Source organism: Aeromonas sp. 1HA1 (assembly GCF_029237385.1).
Classification (GTDB): Bacteria; Pseudomonadota; Gammaproteobacteria; order Enterobacterales; family Aeromonadaceae; genus Aeromonas; species Aeromonas popoffii.
In genome coordinates this window covers 1-17,521 of sequence record NZ_JAACGC010000040.1, presented here as the reverse complement: position 1 = coordinate 17,521, position 17,521 = coordinate 1, and the positions used below count along the sequence as shown (strand labels likewise).

The following is a 17,521-nucleotide window of genomic DNA, read 5'->3' as shown; positions in this document are numbered from 1 at the left end:
TCTCCTTCGACACTTAACAGCAGACAAAAAAGCGCTCCGACTGGCGAAGCGCTGCCACTAGATCTGGCCAGTGGAGTATGTCATCACCCATGCTCTTCTCGTTGACTGACCCCTTATCCCCTTGCTCTCCCACAGGATCTTGGCCTAGCGGCGGGCTCCATACCGAGCCATGCCGGACACCCTGCCACTCTCACCCAGCGGCAGGAAGAACATCAGATAACGCAAGGCCACGTAGCCGACAATCAGGGTGGCGACGCCCAGTTCGAAGTGGGCAAGCAGATTGATCTGCGCCACATAGTGGGTCGCTTGCGGCCACTGCGCCAGCAGGTGTCCCACCTTGAACAGGGCGGTGGCACCTATCACCAGCGGGAAGGTGAAAGCGGCATACCCCGGCGAGAACGGCAGACGCAGCAGCTTGAAGAAGGCGAGGTAGATGATGCCGGTCATCAGGATGGCGATCCCCAGCAGCACGGCCACCAGCAGCAGGGAAGGATCCTCGGTCACCGTCAGGTAGCCCGCCAGTGACAGGCTGGCAGGGGCTGCCAGAATGGCGATGGTCGGCTTGGCGGCATCCGGCACTTCATGGCTGAAGATAAGGCGGTAGAGCATCAACGGCAACATCAGGCCGTAGCAGAGCAGGCCGAACCAGAGCAGAGCATCGGCCAGCACGGCAAACTGGCCGCCAGGAAAGGCGACGTCAGCCACGATAATGCCCACCGGCGGCACAAACCAGCTCGGCACCATGTGATGGATCTCGAACTGCTTGGCCCTGTGCCAGATGAAGGTCGCCAGGAAGAGAAGGTGCAGTACCACGGCAAACAACCAGAGCCCCTCGCCCATGCCCGGGCTCAACATGCCAACGGCTTTGGAGACCACCATGGTGGCCATGGCATAGGTCGGCACCACGCTGCCCACCACGGGGTGAGCCAGATCCTGCCACAGCAGGCGCGGATGGAGCAGAAACTTGAAGGTGAGGATCACCAGCAGCACGGCGGCGACGGCGGCGCCCAGCAACTGCAGGCGACCATCGAACTGACCGGCATTTTCCCAGCACCAACCTAGACTGGCGATCCCGAGTGCCAGGCCCGCCATGGGGGTCGGGGCTTTGCCCAAGGATTGACGGGTGCTTGCGATCATGTCTGAAACCTCTTGTGAGAGACGATGGGCATAGGATAAAGAGCAGCTATCGTTTACGATATCTAAATGAATCGAACCAATCGTTCAGGCTAACCAAACATGAAGCTGACCCTGCAACAACTCAAGGTATTCGCCACCATCGCCCGCTACGGCAATCTGGGGCTGGCCGCCAACGAGCTCTGCCTGAGCAAGGGCGCCGTCTCCCAGTCGTTGCAGGAGTTGGAGCGCCAGCTCGCCACCCCCTTGTTCGATCGCATCCATCCCAGATTGCAGCTCAACAACGAGGGGCGCTTGCTGCAACCGGCCGCCGAAGAGCTGCTGACCCGGATGCAGGATATCGAAACCCTGTTCAGCCCGGATGCCGAGCCGAGCGGCCAGCTGCGCCTCGGCGCCAGCCAGACCATAGGCAACTACCTGCTGCCCACCCTGCTGGCCAGCAGCCAGCAGGAGCTGGGCCTGCCCCCCAGGGTCACCATCACCAACACCCATCAGCTCTGCCATCTGCTGGCCAACTTCGAGCTGGATCTGGCCTTGATAGAGGGGCAGAACCACCACCCGGATCTCGTCAGCGAACCCTGGCTCAATGACGAGATGCTGATCGTGGCCCACCCCGACCACCCCCTCGCCCGGCGCAACCGCCTGTCGCTCACCCAGCTGAGCGGTGAGACCTGGGTACTGCGCGAACCCCGGTCCGGCAGTCGCGAACAGTTCGAGCAGCAGATCCTGCCCGAGCTGCCCCGCTGGCAGGCGGGGCTGGAGCTCAATACCCTGGAGGCGGTTATGCTGGCGGTTGAAAAAGGGCTGGGGATCTCTTTCATCTCCCGCCTGGCGGTATCGGACAGGTTGCAGGCCGGTCGGCTGGTCGCCTTCTCCCTTGCCCGGCGGTTTCCCCGCCAGCTCTCCCTCATCTGGCATCGGCAAAAATACCACTCGGCCACCCTGCGCCGCTTCCTGCAGTTTTGCCGCGCACAAGAGGGTGCCCTGCCTCAACCTCAGGCGGTCACCGCAGGGGCACCAACGAGCAGATAGGGTGCTTGACGCCCCTCGTGCGCCAGCCTGTCTCTCGCCACTTCCCGCTCAAGCCGACAAGCGATCAGATAAAAAGAGAGGGCGCTCCGGCGCCCTCTCTGCATAGCCATGATCACGAGCCGACTTGCAAGCCGCGCTCGACCCACCCCAGCACGTCTCTGGTCAGGGCCTGCGGCACCCAGGGGGAGTCGTTCAATCCCAACCTGACACAGGCGGCGAAATGATCCGCCTCATGCTGCATGCCACCGCCTGCCACCGGCTGTGCTATGTCTCCCGGCCAGGCAGGCAAGGGATCGCCCGTGAGCCAGCGTACCTGTTGTAGGTTCCACCACTTGCCGACCAGTTGCAGGGCCCAGCCCTCACCGCCCAGATACGCCGCCTTGTCGAGATCCTGGACGATGGAGGCATCCAGCTCGGCCGCAAGGGGGCCGGTAAAGGCAAAATGCACTGACTCATCCACCTCGCCCGTTTGGCGTACCAGACGCACCTCTGGCTCCCCCGCCGGGAGATCCCGCTGCAGGCAGATCGCGGCGTAGAGCCAGAGCGGATAGACACCCACATCCCAGGCGGCGCCCCCGGCCAGTGCGGGATCAAACAGCTTGCCGTCTCGCGCCTGTACCGAGCCGAAGGCCGCCCGCAGCCGGTTGGGTGCCGGCAAGGCACTGAGCCGCTGGAGCAACGTGCGCATGGCGGGGAAGCACATCACCTTCATCGCCTCCATCAGCAGCAGGCCACGGGCCTGGGCGAGCTGCACCAGCGCATCCCAATCAGCGACGTGAGTCACTGCTGGTTTTTCCACCAGCACGTGCTTGCCCGCCAGCAACATCTGCCTGATCAGGGCGGCATGCTCGGGATGGATCACCGCCACGTAGACAGCCTCCACCTCCGCACTTGCCGCCAGCGCCTGATAGCCATCATAGGCAAGGGGTAGCCCCTGCTCCTCGGCAAAGGCCCGGGCCCGCGTCTGATCACGGGCGGCGATCGCCACCACTTGCCCCAGGCGGGCATGTTCATTCACGTCATGGCAGAAGCGACGAGCAATGGCCCCTGCTCCGGCAATGCCCCAGCGCAGTGGCGCCCCGCTCAGTCCCTCTGTTTGCATCCGTTCTGTCTCCTGCACGGGTTATGCCTTGGCCAGACTGCGCAGCCAGCGGATCTCGTCGCCCCAGATCGTCTCGTCGATGGTCTCCAGGATCAGCGGAATGCCGTCGAAGCGGTCGTCATTCATGATGTGGTGGAATACCGCCTCCCCGAGATTGCCCTGCTGCAGGCTGTGATGACGATCGACCCGGCTGCCGAAGGTGCACTTGGCGCCGTTGATGTGCATCCCCTTGAGATACTGGAAGCCGACGATGCGATCGAAATCGGCGAACACCTGAGCACAGGACTCAGGGGTACGCAAGTCATAACCGGCGGCGAAGGCGTGGCAGGTATCGAAGCAGATACCGACCCGACTCTTGTCCTCCACCCCGTCGATGAGGGTGGCCAGGTGTTCAAACGACCAGCCGAGGTTGGTGCCCTGCCCGGCGGTATTTTCGATCACCGCTGTTACCCCTTGGCTGCGTTCCAGCGCCCAGTTAATGGATTCGCTCACCAGTGTCAGGCTGGCCGCTTCCGGGATCTGTTTGAGGTGGCTGCCGGGGTGGAAATTGAGGTAGCAAAGCCCGAGCTGCTCGCAGCGCTTTATCTCATCGAGAAACGCATCGCGAGACTTGGCGAGTCCGTCGGGATCGGGATGGCCCAGATTGATGAGGTAGCTGTCGTGGGGCAGGATCTGCTCCGGGCGAAAGCCGGCTTTCTCGCAGGCCAGCTTGAAGGCGCGAATGCTGGCCTCCGACAGCGGCGCGGCCTGCCACTGGCGCTGATTCTTGGTAAACAGGGCGAAGGCGTTTGCGCCGATAGCCTCTGCGCGGGCTATGGTGTTCTCCACCCCGCCGGCGGCACTGACGTGGGCTCCGATATATTTCATGAGATCTCCTCTGCTCTGTGAGAGCGCCATTATGCCGATCTCCCCCGCCAGCGCCAAACCGGGATCCTCGATGGCCGCCATAGACGATCTGAGGCGGCCGCCGTGGTGGCGCAAACCAAGACCCTCGGGGTGAAGGCCCACGCCTTGCCGACAGCGCGGCCGAGGTGCGCCAGTGGCTGCAACGGGAGTGACAACGCGAGCGGTTCGACTTTCTGATCAACAAGGCCGGCATCCACGCCTGCGTCGAGCAAACCATAGCGCTGCAGTTCGATACCCTCTTGAACATTCACGGAAATCCCCCCGCAAATCCGGGGGTGCTCATCAGTAGAATTTTCCCGCACCGTGATTGCAGGAGGTTTGACATGAAAACATCACGCTTTCATGGCATCAACACTGCCACCGTCTCAAGAAGAGGTACGCCGAGGAACGCCTCAAGGCCGAGATCATCGCCGAGGTCATGGCAAACAAGTGGTGACGCCATCTGCCAGCCAGCACAATTGGGGCTTCGAATTATGTTTTCGCTACGAGAACGGCCCGGAGTACACAAGGGAAGCGCTTTTGTGCAGGGCAAAACGGTGGGGGATGACGCTGAGTGATATGCAGCCGGGACAACCCGCAGCAGAGTGCTTATATCGAGCAATTTAACCGCACGGTGCGCTACGGCTGGCTGGGCCAGCATCTGTTTGAGTCACTCAATGAGTGACAGGCGTTTGCAATGAACTGGCTGTGGGTTGATAACCATGAGCAACCAACTATCCGCTGGGCGGCGACACGCCCAAGCAGCATTTAGCAAAGGCTGCATGACCTCAACTGTTGAATGCTCCTAAAAATGGGGGGATTACCGGCTGAGCAATGATGTCTCAGCTCTCTATTACCAGTGCACAGATGCAAAATGTGGCCACAACTGAGTGGCCACCTTGGGCTTAACTGACTGGCATTCAGGCAGATACCTCCCTTTGTTCTATCAGGTCGGCGGCAGGTTCGTGAACGGGTGACTCATGCTGAAACTCATCCCTGCGATCTCACACCAAGGACTTTTTCGCACCTCCCTAACCAGAACGGACATTCTCGTCTCAGGCGCCCTACGCTGCGCTCCAATATCGCGGGGTGAATTCGGCCGGTTCAGCCGAGTGGTATCACACCGGAAAGATCTCGCGGCAAGCCGGGCGCCCCCAGAAACCTACGCCCATTCTACCAGGGCTTGCTGGCTGGCACTGACGATCGGGGCCCGCCGCTGCAGCTCGGCAGAGAATTGAGCGCCAAACTGTTCCAGATACTGACGTTGCAGCAGGCATTCATGGGGCGCGTTCACCTCGTACTCTATCAACTTGCCGGAGATATAGGGCCGCCACAGCGACGGCTGCTGATCCTCGGGACGCAGGATGTCGGTGGTGGCACGGATGAAGATCAAGTCGCCGTCGTAGCGTTGATAGCAGCAGCGAGCGAGCAGCTCCAGCATCAGCTTTGAGTCATTCACCAACCGGGTTAGGAACTCCTCGCCAACCTGGCTGCCGCCCAGCACCTCCTCCATGGCACTCTTTAACCCTTTGATGCCGGCGCGCGGCGCGCCGACGATGGCGCGAGTCATCCGGGTGATGATGGTGGCGTCGTCCAGTTTCAACGAGGCCGGCCCGCCTTGCAGCGGATAGCTGTCGAACATGCACAGGAAGCTGACCTCGTGGCCGTCGGCCTGCAGCATGGCGGCCAGGCGCAGCGCCAGATTGCCGCCCACCGACCAGCCGGCCAGCTGGTACGGCCCACGCGGCTGCACCGCCTGGATACGCTGTCGGTATTCCTGTGCCAACTCGTCCAGCGATCCGATGACGCGGTCCGGATCGCGCAGTATCGGTGACTGGATGGCGTACAGCGGCTGATCCTCCGGCAGGAAGGGCAACAGGCCGGCATAGGGCCAGGCGATGCCGCCGCCCGGATGGATGCAGAACAGCGGTGGTCGGCCACCCTGGACGCGCAGCGGCAGCATGGCGTCGAAGGGGTCGCTGAAAGCGGCTGGCCGCTCCAGGCGCTGAACCAGCTGGCGCGGGGTCGGGGCGGCCAGGAAGTCGGCGATACCCAAGGAGACGCCGAAGGTTTCCCTGATGTTGTTAATCAGCTGCAGACCTAGCAGCGAATGCCCGCCCAGCGCGAAGAAATTCTGATTGGCGTAGACCTCGCCGCATTCCAGCACAGTCGCGAACAGCCGGCACATGATCTCTTCTTCCGGAGTGCGCGGCGGCGTTTGCTCGCCGTCGTCCTGCAGCGTCGGCGTGGGCAGTTCGCCAGTGGCCAGTTTGCCGTTGGGCGTGAGCGGGAAGACCGGGACCACCATGATGACACTGGGGATCATGTGATGGGGCAATTGACGGCTCAACGCCTGTTTAAGCCCCTCGCTGTCCAGCTCCAGCTGCTGGTTGGCCACATAGCCGACGATGGCCGGGCCTTGAGGCAGATCGCGCAGCAAGGCGACGGCGTCCTCTACACCGCTACAACCCAGCAGGGCGTTTTTGATCTCGTCCAACTCGATCCGCAGCCCGCGCAGCTTAATCTGGTTGTCCTGGCGGCCTTGATAATGGATGCGGCCGGCATGGTCGAAAAATACGCGGTCGCCGGCCCGGTACATGGTGTTGCTGGGGTCCAGGATATCGGGGACGAAGCCTTTGGCCGTCAGCTCCGGACTGTTGCGGTAACCGCGGGCCACGCCGGGTCCGCCGATGAACAAGTCTCCCCAGGTGCCAGGCGGCAACAGCCGTTGCCGTGGATCCACCACGTAGAGCCGGGTGTTGGCGGTGGCGGCACCGATGGAGAGGTCGCCATCGCCATAGTCGGCGTTGATCGAGGTAGCGAAGGAGGTTTCGGTCGGGCCGTAGACATTGAGCAGGCGGCAGTGGGAGAAGCGCGCCAGCAGCGCCGGCGTGCAAGGTTCGCCGCCCAGCATCAGGACGGTGTCCTGCGGGAAGTCTTCGGTCTGGTGGTAGGCCAGCAGGCTGGGCGTCATCACCAGCAATTTGATGTTTTCCCGTTTCACCAGAGCGGCCAACGACTTGCCGGGCGCGCTGGATACTTTATCACAGATGACCAGCGTGGCGCCGGCCAGCAGCGTCATCATGATTTCCAGAACCGACATGTCAAAACCGGCTGCGATGAATTGCAGCACGCGTTGGCCGGCTTGCAGCTCAGCCGCCCGGATGGCGGTGTCCGCGATGGGCACCAGGTTTCGGTGAGTCACTTCCACGCCCTTGGGTTTGCCGGTGGAGCCCGAGGTGTAGATCAGATAGCTGAGAGCCGCAGGGGCCACGCGGGGGAGCGGGAGAGCGGCAGGCGGCAGTGCATCCAGCGCCGCAGCGTCCAGGAAAAGCAGTTTCTCCGGTGCGAGCGCGGTGTTGACGGCGTTGCCGGCGGTGACGATGACCGCGGCCGGCGCGGCATCGGCCAGGATGTATTCGATGCGGGCCTCCGGCAGTTCAGGATCAACCGGCACATAACCGGCGCCGAGCTTGAACAGCGCCACCGCCGCCACCGCCCATTCGACGCTGCGCGAGACGATGACGGCAACGTCGTCGCCGGGCCGCACGCCACGCGCCAGCAGCAAGCTGGCCAGGCGGTCGGCGCGGTCATCCAGCTCGGCGTAGCTGAGTTCGCGCTCGCCTTGGCGCAGGGCCGGCAGGTGACCATGGCTCCTCACGGAAGCAGTGAAGGCATCGGCGAAGACAGGTGAAGCGTCTGCCTGTGCCAACAACGGGTAATAGCGTTCGCGCTCGCCGGGCAGCAGCAACGGATAATCCTCGGCGAGGGTGTCCGGACCAGCGGCGAAATGCTCCAGCAACTGGGTCATCCGCGCGTAATGCAATTCCAGCGCCTCAAGCGGGTAGAGATCGGCGTTGGCGTTGAAGCCTATCTCCAATCGGCCGTCAACGTTGCGGTCGAAGATGTCTATACCGAGATGATCGGCAGGGCCGTTGGCGACGTTCTGAACCGTGGCTTCACAGCCATCGAAGCCCATGTCCTGCTCATAGGCAACGATATTGAGCAGGGTGTTGAACAGTGGTTTTTGGCCGCGTTCCGCGTACAGGTCGCGGATCATGGCTTCCGAACGATAGCCTTGGTGCAGCAGATGACGCCGCAACTGGCGTTGGATGTCCGCCGCGACCGACAATACCGTGGATTGTGGCGTAAACGAAATGCGCAGTGGCAATATGTTGGCCACCATGGCTGGGATCTCGCGCAGGGCCTTTAGCTGGCGGGCTGCTACCGGCATGCCCACCGCCAGATCGCTCTGGCCAGTCATCCTGTAAAGATAGGTAGCGCAGGCCGCAAGCAACACGCTGGACAGGCGAAGTCGATGCAAAGTGGCGGCTTCGCGCAACCCTTCCACCGCTGCGCCGGAAAAGGTCTTGCGCAGCCGGTTCAGCTTGCGTAGGGGCATGTCGCCGGGCACCAGCTGAGTGGGAGCGGGCAGCTCCAGACAGTATTGGCGCCAGTAAGACTGGTCCTTGAGATAGGACTCGCTCTGGCGATACGCCTGTTCTGCTTCGAAGACCCGGCTCAGCGGCTGCGCTGGCAGAGACTCGATTGCCTCGCCACGCGCCAAGCGGACATAGCAGTCGGTGATGTGCTTGAACAAGATGGCGTGGCCGAAGCCGTCCACCACCAAGTGGGACCCCAGCTCTACCATGCAGTGGCGGCGGTCAGCCAGCTTGACGACCAGAAATCGAATCAGCGGTTGATGGGCAAGATCCATATCGCTGGCCAGCAACGCCTCTAACATGGCCGAGTAGGCCTGCTCCGGATCCGGTGTGGTGGACAGGTCGTGCCAGGAAAAATAGGTGTCGTGCAGTGTCGAGTTGAGGCGTTGTCGGTATTGCCCGGTAGCCTGGTCCTTTTCGAACGCGGCGCGCACAGTTTCGGCCTGCTGGCACACGGTTCTGATGGCCTGTTCCAGCAACGATGTCTGCAAATTTCCGTTGAATTCTATCACATCACACAGGTGATAATGGAGGTTGCGGCCTTCCTGACCAATAGCGAGACAGACTTCCTGCTGGGCCGCGCTCAGCGGGCAGCTTAATTCTTCATTTAACATATTTAACAAAATCCTGATGGCGATTTTTTGGTTTGCAGGAGGTGGCCTCTGACAAACAGATGAGTTATAAGAGCAATAACCTAAGAGGCTTCCCCACTGGGGGATAAAAATAGTCCCACGTGAGCCCCATCTATGGCAATTTATTTTTTAATTGGTTGCTTAAGGAGGGTGCGAATGAGTGGATCGTGTCTTTATCATGAGTCACGGGACTGGAAGCAGGCGATGAGCCCATTTGTCCCTGATGGAATTGGCTGGCGCCTCTATCAACGCGACGTACCCGTGCGCCCAGTTTCACCTCGGGTTTTGCCAGCCAGGGTCTGACCCACCTCGTTATCACGTCATGATTTCCTGCGTAACTGATGGTTCTTCTCAACTCTGCTTGCTGTGAGCTTGTGACTCTCCCCCGCTTGCTCAGGGCCCCTCACTACCGGAGGTCGGCCCTTTTCATACCGCTATTCCAAAATCGGCTTCAAATTCTCGATCATGGGCGAGCGCGACCACAGCCACATTGTGGTGAGATCTCGCTGTGTCAGCCCATCACGCCTGCCCGCCAACTACCTGCGTGCTGAGCCTTGCGAACCGCCCTGCGTAGCGCAGCTCATGCCCCGTGAACGAGTAGAATGCGCAGATAACTGTCGTCACGCTTACCGATGCCCAATCAGGTTTGCTTGCCACCACTAGCATGTTGCCGTGGCGCCAGTGGCCACCAGCGCGCTCGGCAGTTGATGAGCCCATGGCGGGTCAATCTGCTGCAATTTGCTGCTACCCTCAGAGGCAAACCATTGAGGCGCCAGCAATATCGGGGCAATCAACGCGAAAGCGGCTTGCAAGCGACTCGACATCATCAAACCGGGAGCCAGATACCATGACCATACTGCCTGTTTACGCGGCCCTGCTCGCCCTGCTGTTTGTGTTGCTGAGCATACGCACCATTCGTACTCGCCACCGTCAGGGGGTAGCGTTGGGGCATGGCGATGATCCTGCCATGCTGCGGCCATGCGGGTGCACGCCAACTTTGCCGAGTATGTCCCCCTCGCCCTGCTGCTGATCTATTTTGTCGAATCCAGCCACCACACCCCCTGGCTTATCCATCTGCTGGGGGCCGCCCTGCTGTGCGGCCGCCTCAGCCATGCGTTTGGCATGAGCCGCACGCCAGAGAACTTCCGCTACCGGGTGGTAGGCATGGGGCTGACATTTACGGTGATCTTGGTGAGCGCGGCCCATATCCTGATCACGGCGCTGATCCCCTAACCGTTTGCCGGCCGGCTAAAAGCTGACTCGCGGACAAAAAAAAGCCCTGCCAGATTGGCAGGGCTTTTTAGATCAACCGATCAGCTGGGGAGAGAGGCTCCCGAGCCGCTTACTGGTTGTGGGTAGAGCGACGGGGGCGACGGGCCTGAGCCGGTTTACCCGCGCCATCAGCCGGACGCTGACCGCCCTGCGGCTTTGGCTTGCCACCGTTACCGGTGCGGGCACCGCCGGCGTTGCCGCCATTGGCGGAGCGACCGGCGCCCTGACGCTGGCCCTGACCCTGCGGACGCGGCGCAACACGGCGCTGCTCGCTCGGATCACGGGGCTCTTTGCGCAGCGGCGCGCCGATACCACGGGCGATGTTGTCCCGCGTTTCGCGGGAGGCTTCGAAACCGGCCACCTGCTCGCACGGGATGTTCTGCTTGGTCAGACGCTCGATGGCCTTGATAAGCTTGCCTTCGTCGGCTGCGACCAGGGAAATGGCGTGACCGGCAGCACCGGCACGACCGGTACGGCCGATGCGGTGAACGTAATCTTCCGCCACGTTGGGCAGCTCGAAGTTGACCACTTGCGGCAACTTGTCGATATCCAGACCACGGGCAGCGATGTCGGTCGCCACCAGCACCTTGACGTTGCCATCCTTGAAACCGGCCAGGGCACGGGTACGGGCACCCTGGCTCTTGTTGCCGTGGATGGCGGCGGCGCTGACGCCGTTCTTGTCGAGGGTCTCGGCAACACGGTTGGCCATGTGCTTGGTACGGGTGAACACCAGTACCTGCTGCCAGTCATTGCTGGTGACCAGATGGCTCAGCAGACCGATCTTGTTGGCCTTGTCGCACGGGTGCACCAGCTGCTCGATACGCTCGGCAGTGCTGTTGCGCGGCGCCACTTCGATCACCGCCGGGTTGTTGAGCAGGCCAGTGGCCAGCTCGCGGATCTCTTCGGCAAAGGTCGCGGAGAACAGCAGGTTCTGACGCTGCTTGGGCATCAGGGCCAGGATCTTGCGGATGTCGCGGATAAAGCCCATGTCGAGCATGCGGTCCGCTTCGTCCAGCACCAGGATCTCGACTTCGTCGAACTTGACGGCGTTCTGGTTGTAGAGGTCCATCAGGCGGCCAGGACAGGCAACCAGCACGTCCAGACCACGGCGAGTCGCCATCATCTGCGGGTTGATGCTGACGCCGCCGAAGACCACGTGGCTGCGCATCGGCAGATGCTTGCCGTAGTTGCGCACGCTCTCGCCCACCTGGGCGGCCAGCTCGCGAGTCGGGGTCAATACCAGGGCGCGGATCCGGTTGGGAGAAACTTTACGCTTGCTCTCCATCAGACGCTGCAGCATCGGCAGGGTAAAGCCTGCAGTCTTGCCGGTCCCTGTTTGGGCCGCCGCCATCAGGTCGCGGCCAGCCAGAACGGCGGGGATCGCTTGCAGCTGAATGGGAGACGGGGTGTCGTAGCCTTGCTCGGCAACGGCACGCAACAAGGGTTCGGCCAGACCGAGGGAAGAAAAACTCATAATTACCTGCTAGGGATAGTGGCGCCGGGGATTTGTGGTGGGGCTCCTCTGCTGAGCCGATGCCATCTCACAAGATCTGGGCCTATTGAGAAAACAACGATTTCCCCGGGGAGCAGAGCAAAGGGGAAAGAATAGAGGCGCAGTCTAACGGAGTTGCTCGGGATAAACGAGAAAAATGTGATGCTCCTCCCAGCACGAACAGAAAAGTCCCCCACTCCCCTGCGAATAATCCTGTTGATAACAGACGCACATACCACACTATTAACTGATGACACAATAACCACCCTCGCACGCATGGGGGGCAGAAGCACGGAATAGAAGAACAGAGTAACGAGGTTTAGCTATGACCACGCGATATTGTCCCCTCGGCAGTTCCCGCAGCAGATGGCAGACAGGGATCGGCATGCTGCTTCTGCTGCTAGCCCCTGCGCTGCAAGCCAGTCAGACCATGACCGTGGCCTGGAGCCACTGGCCTCCTTTTAGCCACATCGACAACCGGGGCGAGCTGGATGGGCTGGACATCACGCTGACCCGCCAGATCCTGCAACAAGCAGGTGTTACCCCCAGGTTTCGCGAGCTTCCCTGGGCACGGGCGGTGCATCTGGTGGAACACGATCAGCTGGACGTGGCGATGGCGGCATTGCCGCTGCCGGCTCGTCAGAAGTATGCCCGCTTCTCGGCGCCCTATCGCCAGAGCGCCTATGTACTACTGAGTCATAACCCCATCCCCGGTCAACAGGATCGCTGGGAGAAGCTCGATACCCTGCCGACCCTCTGTCACGAGAAAGGGCTCAAGATTGGCAAGCTGCGCGGAACTCGCCCCATCCATCAAATGGATGAGTGCCCCGCCCTCAAGGTGGCAACCGAGTACAATACCGATGATCGGCTGATCGATCTGCTGCTGGCCCATCGGCTCGATGGCATCATCATGGAGTGGCAATATGCCGGTTATCGGCTCTCCCAACTGGGTGCCAAAAGGGTGATCCGCTGTCAGTTACTGCTGCACCACCAACCGGTCAGTCTGATGTTTGCCAAGGAGAGTATCAGCGATGAGCAGCTGACCCGGGTCAATCAGGCCATCACTGCCCTGCCTAAAACCCATGGCCAGTTTTCGCCCCCCACCTGCCGCCTAGATGCGGATCCCCAGGCGGCCGATCTGCTGACCCGGCACCAACCATAGCTCTGCAACTGCCAACAGGCACTGCACAGACATGACAAAGGCGACCCAAGGTCGCCTTTGTCATTCGTGACCGCTCATCAGCCGATGATGCGACAGGGTGCTATACCGCTCAACGCAGTTGCGGGGTATGGGTCAACACACCCTGATTCTGGGCGCGGTGGCGCAGCAGGTGATCCATCAACACCAGCGCCAGCATGGCTTCGGCGATGGGGACAGCACGGATGCCGACACAAGGATCGTGTCGACCCTTGGTGATCATCTCGATGGCCTCGCCTTCGGTATTGATGCTCTTGCCCGGCACAGTGATGCTAGAGGTGGGCTTTAAGCCTAAGCTCACCACGATATCCTGACCGGATGAGATGCCGCCCAGAATGCCGCCCGCATGGTTGCTGGCAAAGCCGGCCGGGGTCATCTCGTCACGGTGCTCCGAGCCTTTTTGCTCTACCACTGCGAAGCCGTCGCCAATCTCCACCCCTTTCACCGCATTGATGCCCATCATGGCGTGGGCGATGTCGGCATCGAGGCGATCGAAGACCGGCTCGCCGAGGCCCACCGGTACATTGCGCGCAATGACCTGCACTTTGGCACCAATGCTGTTGCCCTCTTTTTTGAGATCGCGCATGTACTGATCGAGCGCTTCCAGCTTGCCCGCATCGGGGAAGAAGAAGGGGTTCTGCTCAATCTGCGCCGCGTCGAACGCCTCGGCCTTGATGGGGCCGAGCTGGGAGAGGAAACCGGTGAGCTCGATACCATGCATCTGCTTGAGGTACTTCTTGGCGATGGCGCCCGCCGCCACCCGCATGGCGGTCTCACGGGCGGAGGAGCGACCACCGCCCCGATAATCCCGCTGACCATATTTCTGGTGGTAGGTGTAATCGGCATGGCCCGGGCGGAACACATCCTTGATGTCGGAGTAGTCCTTGGAGCGCTGATCGGTATTCTCGATGAGCAGCCCGATGGAGGTCCCCGTGGTCTTCCCCTCGAACACCCCGGAGAGGATCTTCACCTCATCCGGTTCACGGCGTGGGGTGGTGTAACGGGAGGTGCCGGGCTTGCGCCGATCCAGATCTCCCTGCAGATCCGCTTCGCTTATCTCGAGCCCGGGCGGGCAGCCATCGACGACGGCGCCCAGCGCCAAGCCGTGGCTCTCGCCAAAGGTGGTGACCCGAAAGAGATGGCCAAAACTGTTCCCTGCCATGGGTGCTCCTTGCTGCTTAGCTCTTGTAAATCGCGAAATGGTCCTGGTATTGCTCCAGCTCGGCCTTGGTCATCACGAACACGCCGTGACCACCGTTCTCGAACTCGACCCAGGTAAAAGGCACTTCCGGGAACTGGGCTTCCAGGTGGATCATGCTGTTGCCCACCTCGACCACCAGCACGCCGTCATCCTTGAGAAAGTCAGCGGCATTGGCCAACAGGCGCTTGGTGAGCTTGAGACCATCGGAGCCGGAAGCCAGCGCCAGTTCGGGCTCGTGGCGGAATTCATCCGGCAGATCCGACATGTCTTCGGAGTCCACATAGGGCGGGTTGGAGACGATGAGATCGTACTTGTCACCCGCCGGCAGATCGCGCATCAGATCGGAGCGGATCGGAATGACCTGCTGCTCCAGACCGTGATCGGTGATGTTGCGCTCAGCCACGTTCAGCGCATCCACGCTGATGTCGATGGCATCCACTTCCGCATCCGGGAATTCATGGGCCATGATGATGGCGATGCAACCGGAACCTGTGCACAAATCCATGATCCGGGTCGGCTCATGCTTAAGGAAAGGGGCGAAGCGGTTGGCCACCATCTCGGCAATCGGTGAACGGGGGATCAGTACTCGTTCGTCCACGTAGAACTCCCAACCGGCATACCAGGCCTTGTTGGTCAGGTAGGCGGCCGGCACGCGCTCCTGCACACGGCGAATGACGAGCTCGGCGATGCGATGACGCTCGCTGGTGGTGAGGCGGGAGTGGCGCATGCCCGGATCCGCGTCCGGTGGCAGATGTAGCGTGGGCAGTACCAGCAGCACAGCCTCATCCCAGGCGTTGTCGGTACCATGTCCGTAGAAAATCCCGGCGTCGTTGAAACGACTCATGGCCCAGCGCAACATGTCCTGGATGGTGTGCATCTCGGCAACCACCTCATCGATAAATATCTTGTCCAAATCCACCTCCAAGTCGAGTAATATCCGGCCCGAGCACCCACTTACAGTAGCGGGCAAGACGCATACCTAATAAATGAGCATCTGATGAAAAAAACGCCCTCACCGACGATCGAGGAAAGCCTGCTGTTTCGCGATGCGGTCAAAGGTACCCGGAAAATTAAGCAAGATACCATAAGGGCCGACCTGCGCCCGGTCAAGCAGAAACGCGAACTGCGCGAAAGCCGCGAAAAGCTTGGGGTTGGCCACTTTTTCAGCGACGAGTACCAGCCTCATCTGGACGAGGATGGCCCGACCCGTTACGTGCGTGACGATGTGTCAAAATTCGAGCTCAAAAAGCTCAAACGCGGCATCTATCCGCCTGAGATTTATCTGGATCTGCATGGCATGAACCAGCAGCAAGCAAAACAGGAGCTGGCCGCCCTGCTCACCCTCTGCCAGAAAGAGAACATCCATGTCGCCTCCGTGATGCACGGCATCGGCAAACATATTCTCAAGCAGCGCATTCCCAGCTGGTTGGCCCAGCACCCCAATGTGCGAGCCTTCCATCAAGCCCCCCGTGAATGGGGCGGTGACAGCGCCATTCTGGTATTACTCGATATCGAAGAGTAGTTGGCCACGCATGCGCCCCACACTCGATATCAATATGTTATTGACAGTGGAGGTCGCATGTTTACTCAGGGTTCCCATGCAGACATACCGTCACCCCTCGGTGCCGATGCCATAGGTGCCGCCAGCAACAACTTGAACCGGGCATACCAGACTCGCCGTTTCTTGGCACTGTGTTCTCTGACTTTCCACTCGCCTTCACCAAACATCGTCAGGCCTGTCGAGTCGATGGTGATACGACCCTTTGAGGGCTGCCGATTAGCCACCTGCACAGTGCAAGCATGCTGCTGACCAACCAGGGTCGGGGGCACACAGTGGCCACTCGAACAGGGAGTTGAGTTGCCCCTGAGCTACTCGCAAAGTCAGATTGAAAATGCCTTTGAGCATCAGGAAGGTGCCGATGGTCTGGCCGGTGTATGGCTGGCTGCAGCCCCGTGGCACGTGATGGGCGTGGTGGAACCAGTTGTTCATGACATCCGCATCAACCCAGCACACGTTGGACGAGAGACTTGTTGTATTGAGACCTGTGGGTGATGGGGTGATGCGCCTTACCCATGAATGATGACGTAAAGGGTATGGTGGTGATCAGATCACCGCCCCCCCAGTTAGTTCCATTCAAGACATATGGATTTGGGCAACAATGTCCCCCTGAACCTAGAATTGCCTACTATAGTAGGTCCAGAAAATCCCACATTGCACAATAATTCTGTTGCATCTGTGGCATGTATATTTGTTCATGAACTCCATCATGCAGTCCGATGGTACGGTCAGGTGATAGCCCCTAATGGAGGGCATTGAGATTATGAAAAAGAAGATACCTCAACAGAAGGCGATATCTACACTACTGATATTAGGTTCGAGTTCGCTGGTTTTATTTACTCATGCCGGGTTTTCGGCACCTCTTGTTCTCGATGACCTGGGTAACGTAATTAATACTTCAACGAGTCTGGGGCAGATAACGGTTGGAGTGAACAACCCGGCCTCATTGACAATTGAAAATGGCGCAGTGGTAGATACCAACCTGGTTGGCACATCAGCAGTGCGCATTGGCGGGAGCCAGGCTGGCTCATTAACCGTCACTGGAAATGGGTCAAGTCTCAATACCAACTCGTTGATTACGAGTAATGCCGCGGGTATCGGAACTTTGATTATCGAAAACGGCGGTAACGTGACCATAGCTAACAGTAGTGCGACAAAACCACTCACGATTGGAGATGGTGCCACGAGCTCTGGTGTGGTTATTGTACGTGGCCCCGGCTCCTCACTGGTTAATAACTCTGCATCAATTACTGGTATTGCACCGGGGATAAGTGTAGGCCATCTTGGCTACGGTGAGTTATCTGTCACGGACGGTGCCACCGTCAAGATTGCGTCACAATTACGTATCGGGGGAGGGCAAGGCAATACTTCATTATCGAGAAACAGTAACGGCAGTGTTTATCTCTCCGGGCCTGGGTCTACTATTGAGGCAGCCACTGTCTCAGTGCTGTCTCTTGATCAGATCTTGATCCCCGAAGCCATCATCTCTTTGGCGGCAATAAAGCCGTCCAGTTTACTTTGCAGTGTTTGCCAGCCTTCCCAGAGTGAGCTCCAGCCTGCAATCCCTGTTCGC

Annotated in this window: 11 protein-coding genes and 3 pseudogenes; 6 read left to right on the top strand and 8 right to left on the bottom strand. The window is 60.2% G+C overall.

Annotated elements, in window-relative coordinates; all coding sequences use genetic code 11:
- Positions 1-144: 144 nt before the first annotated feature.
- On the bottom strand, positions 145-1,137 hold the full coding sequence (locus GWQ22_RS13210; RefSeq protein WP_275930584.1) for a TDT family transporter: 993 nt from the start codon (positions 1,135-1,137) through the stop codon (positions 145-147).
- Between the two features lie 99 nt (positions 1,138-1,236).
- Between GWQ22_RS13210 and GWQ22_RS13205 the strand changes: the two genes are divergently transcribed.
- Complete coding sequence (locus GWQ22_RS13205; RefSeq protein WP_275930583.1) at positions 1,237-2,166, top strand: LysR substrate-binding domain-containing protein; 930 nt, start codon at positions 1,237-1,239, stop codon at positions 2,164-2,166.
- Positions 2,167-2,278: 112 nt separating this feature from the next.
- Here GWQ22_RS13205 and GWQ22_RS13200 read toward each other — a convergent pair whose 3' ends face one another.
- The gene (locus tag GWQ22_RS13200; protein WP_275930582.1) at positions 2,279-3,268 is read right to left on the bottom strand and encodes a Gfo/Idh/MocA family oxidoreductase; all 990 of its coding nucleotides are present in this window, start codon (positions 3,266-3,268) and stop codon (positions 2,279-2,281) included.
- Between the two features lie 21 nt (positions 3,269-3,289).
- Positions 3,290-4,135, bottom strand: coding sequence for a deoxyribonuclease IV (nfo, locus tag GWQ22_RS13195; RefSeq protein ID WP_275930581.1), 846 nt, complete (start codon positions 4,133-4,135; stop codon positions 3,290-3,292).
- 519 nt (positions 4,136-4,654) lie between these two features.
- Between nfo and GWQ22_RS13190 the strand changes: the two are divergent.
- Positions 4,655-4,939: pseudogene (locus GWQ22_RS13190) on the top strand (integrase core domain-containing protein); the annotation flags it as partial.
- Between the two features lie 376 nt (positions 4,940-5,315).
- Here GWQ22_RS13190 and GWQ22_RS13185 read toward each other — a convergent pair.
- Positions 5,316-9,209: an amino acid adenylation domain-containing protein gene (locus tag GWQ22_RS13185; protein WP_275930580.1), complete on the bottom strand. Its 3,894-nt coding sequence runs from the start codon at positions 9,207-9,209 to the stop codon at positions 5,316-5,318.
- Between the two features lie 996 nt (positions 9,210-10,205).
- On the opposite strand from GWQ22_RS13185, the gene GWQ22_RS13180 reads away from it, so the two are divergent.
- On the top strand, positions 10,206-10,460 hold the full coding sequence (locus GWQ22_RS13180; protein ID WP_275930579.1) for an MAPEG family protein: 255 nt from the start codon (positions 10,206-10,208) through the stop codon (positions 10,458-10,460).
- Positions 10,461-10,569: 109 nt separating this feature from the next.
- Here the strand turns inward: GWQ22_RS13180 and GWQ22_RS13175 are convergent, their stop codons facing one another.
- Positions 10,570-11,973 carry a DEAD/DEAH box helicase gene (locus GWQ22_RS13175; RefSeq protein WP_275930578.1) on the bottom strand — a complete coding sequence of 468 codons (1,404 nt, stop codon included), beginning with the start codon at positions 11,971-11,973 and terminating at the stop codon, positions 10,570-10,572.
- Between the two features lie 343 nt (positions 11,974-12,316).
- Here GWQ22_RS13175 and GWQ22_RS13170 point away from each other — a divergent pair, with 343 nt between their 5' ends.
- Positions 12,317-13,153 (top strand): transporter substrate-binding domain-containing protein, encoded by an 837-nt coding sequence (locus GWQ22_RS13170; protein WP_275930577.1) that lies wholly within the window; start codon positions 12,317-12,319, stop codon positions 13,151-13,153.
- A 109-nt stretch (positions 13,154-13,262) separates the two neighbouring features.
- Here the strand turns inward: GWQ22_RS13170 and aroC are convergent, their stop codons facing one another.
- Together aroC and prmB are read right to left on the bottom strand one after the other, a co-directional pair.
- A complete protein-coding gene (aroC, locus tag GWQ22_RS13165; protein ID WP_275930576.1) occupies positions 13,263-14,351 on the bottom strand; it encodes a chorismate synthase in 1,089 nt (362 codons plus the stop codon).
- 16 nt (positions 14,352-14,367) lie between these two features.
- A complete protein-coding gene (prmB, locus tag GWQ22_RS13160) occupies positions 14,368-15,303 on the bottom strand; it encodes a 50S ribosomal protein L3 N(5)-glutamine methyltransferase (protein ID WP_108536442.1) in 936 nt (311 codons plus the stop codon).
- Between the two features lie 84 nt (positions 15,304-15,387).
- Between prmB and smrB the strand changes: the two genes are divergently transcribed.
- Positions 15,388-15,912, top strand: coding sequence for an endonuclease SmrB (gene smrB, locus GWQ22_RS13155; protein WP_108536440.1), 525 nt, complete (start codon positions 15,388-15,390; stop codon positions 15,910-15,912).
- 146 nt (positions 15,913-16,058) lie between these two features.
- Here the strand turns inward: smrB and GWQ22_RS13150 are convergent.
- Positions 16,059-16,465 (bottom strand): annotated as a pseudogene (locus GWQ22_RS13150) (transposase); the annotation flags it as partial.
- Between the two features lie 228 nt (positions 16,466-16,693).
- On the opposite strand from GWQ22_RS13150, the pseudogene GWQ22_RS13145 reads away from it, so the two are divergent.
- A pseudogene (locus GWQ22_RS13145) lies at positions 16,694-17,263 on the top strand (hypothetical protein); the annotation flags it as partial.
- Positions 17,264-17,521 lie beyond the last annotated feature (258 nt).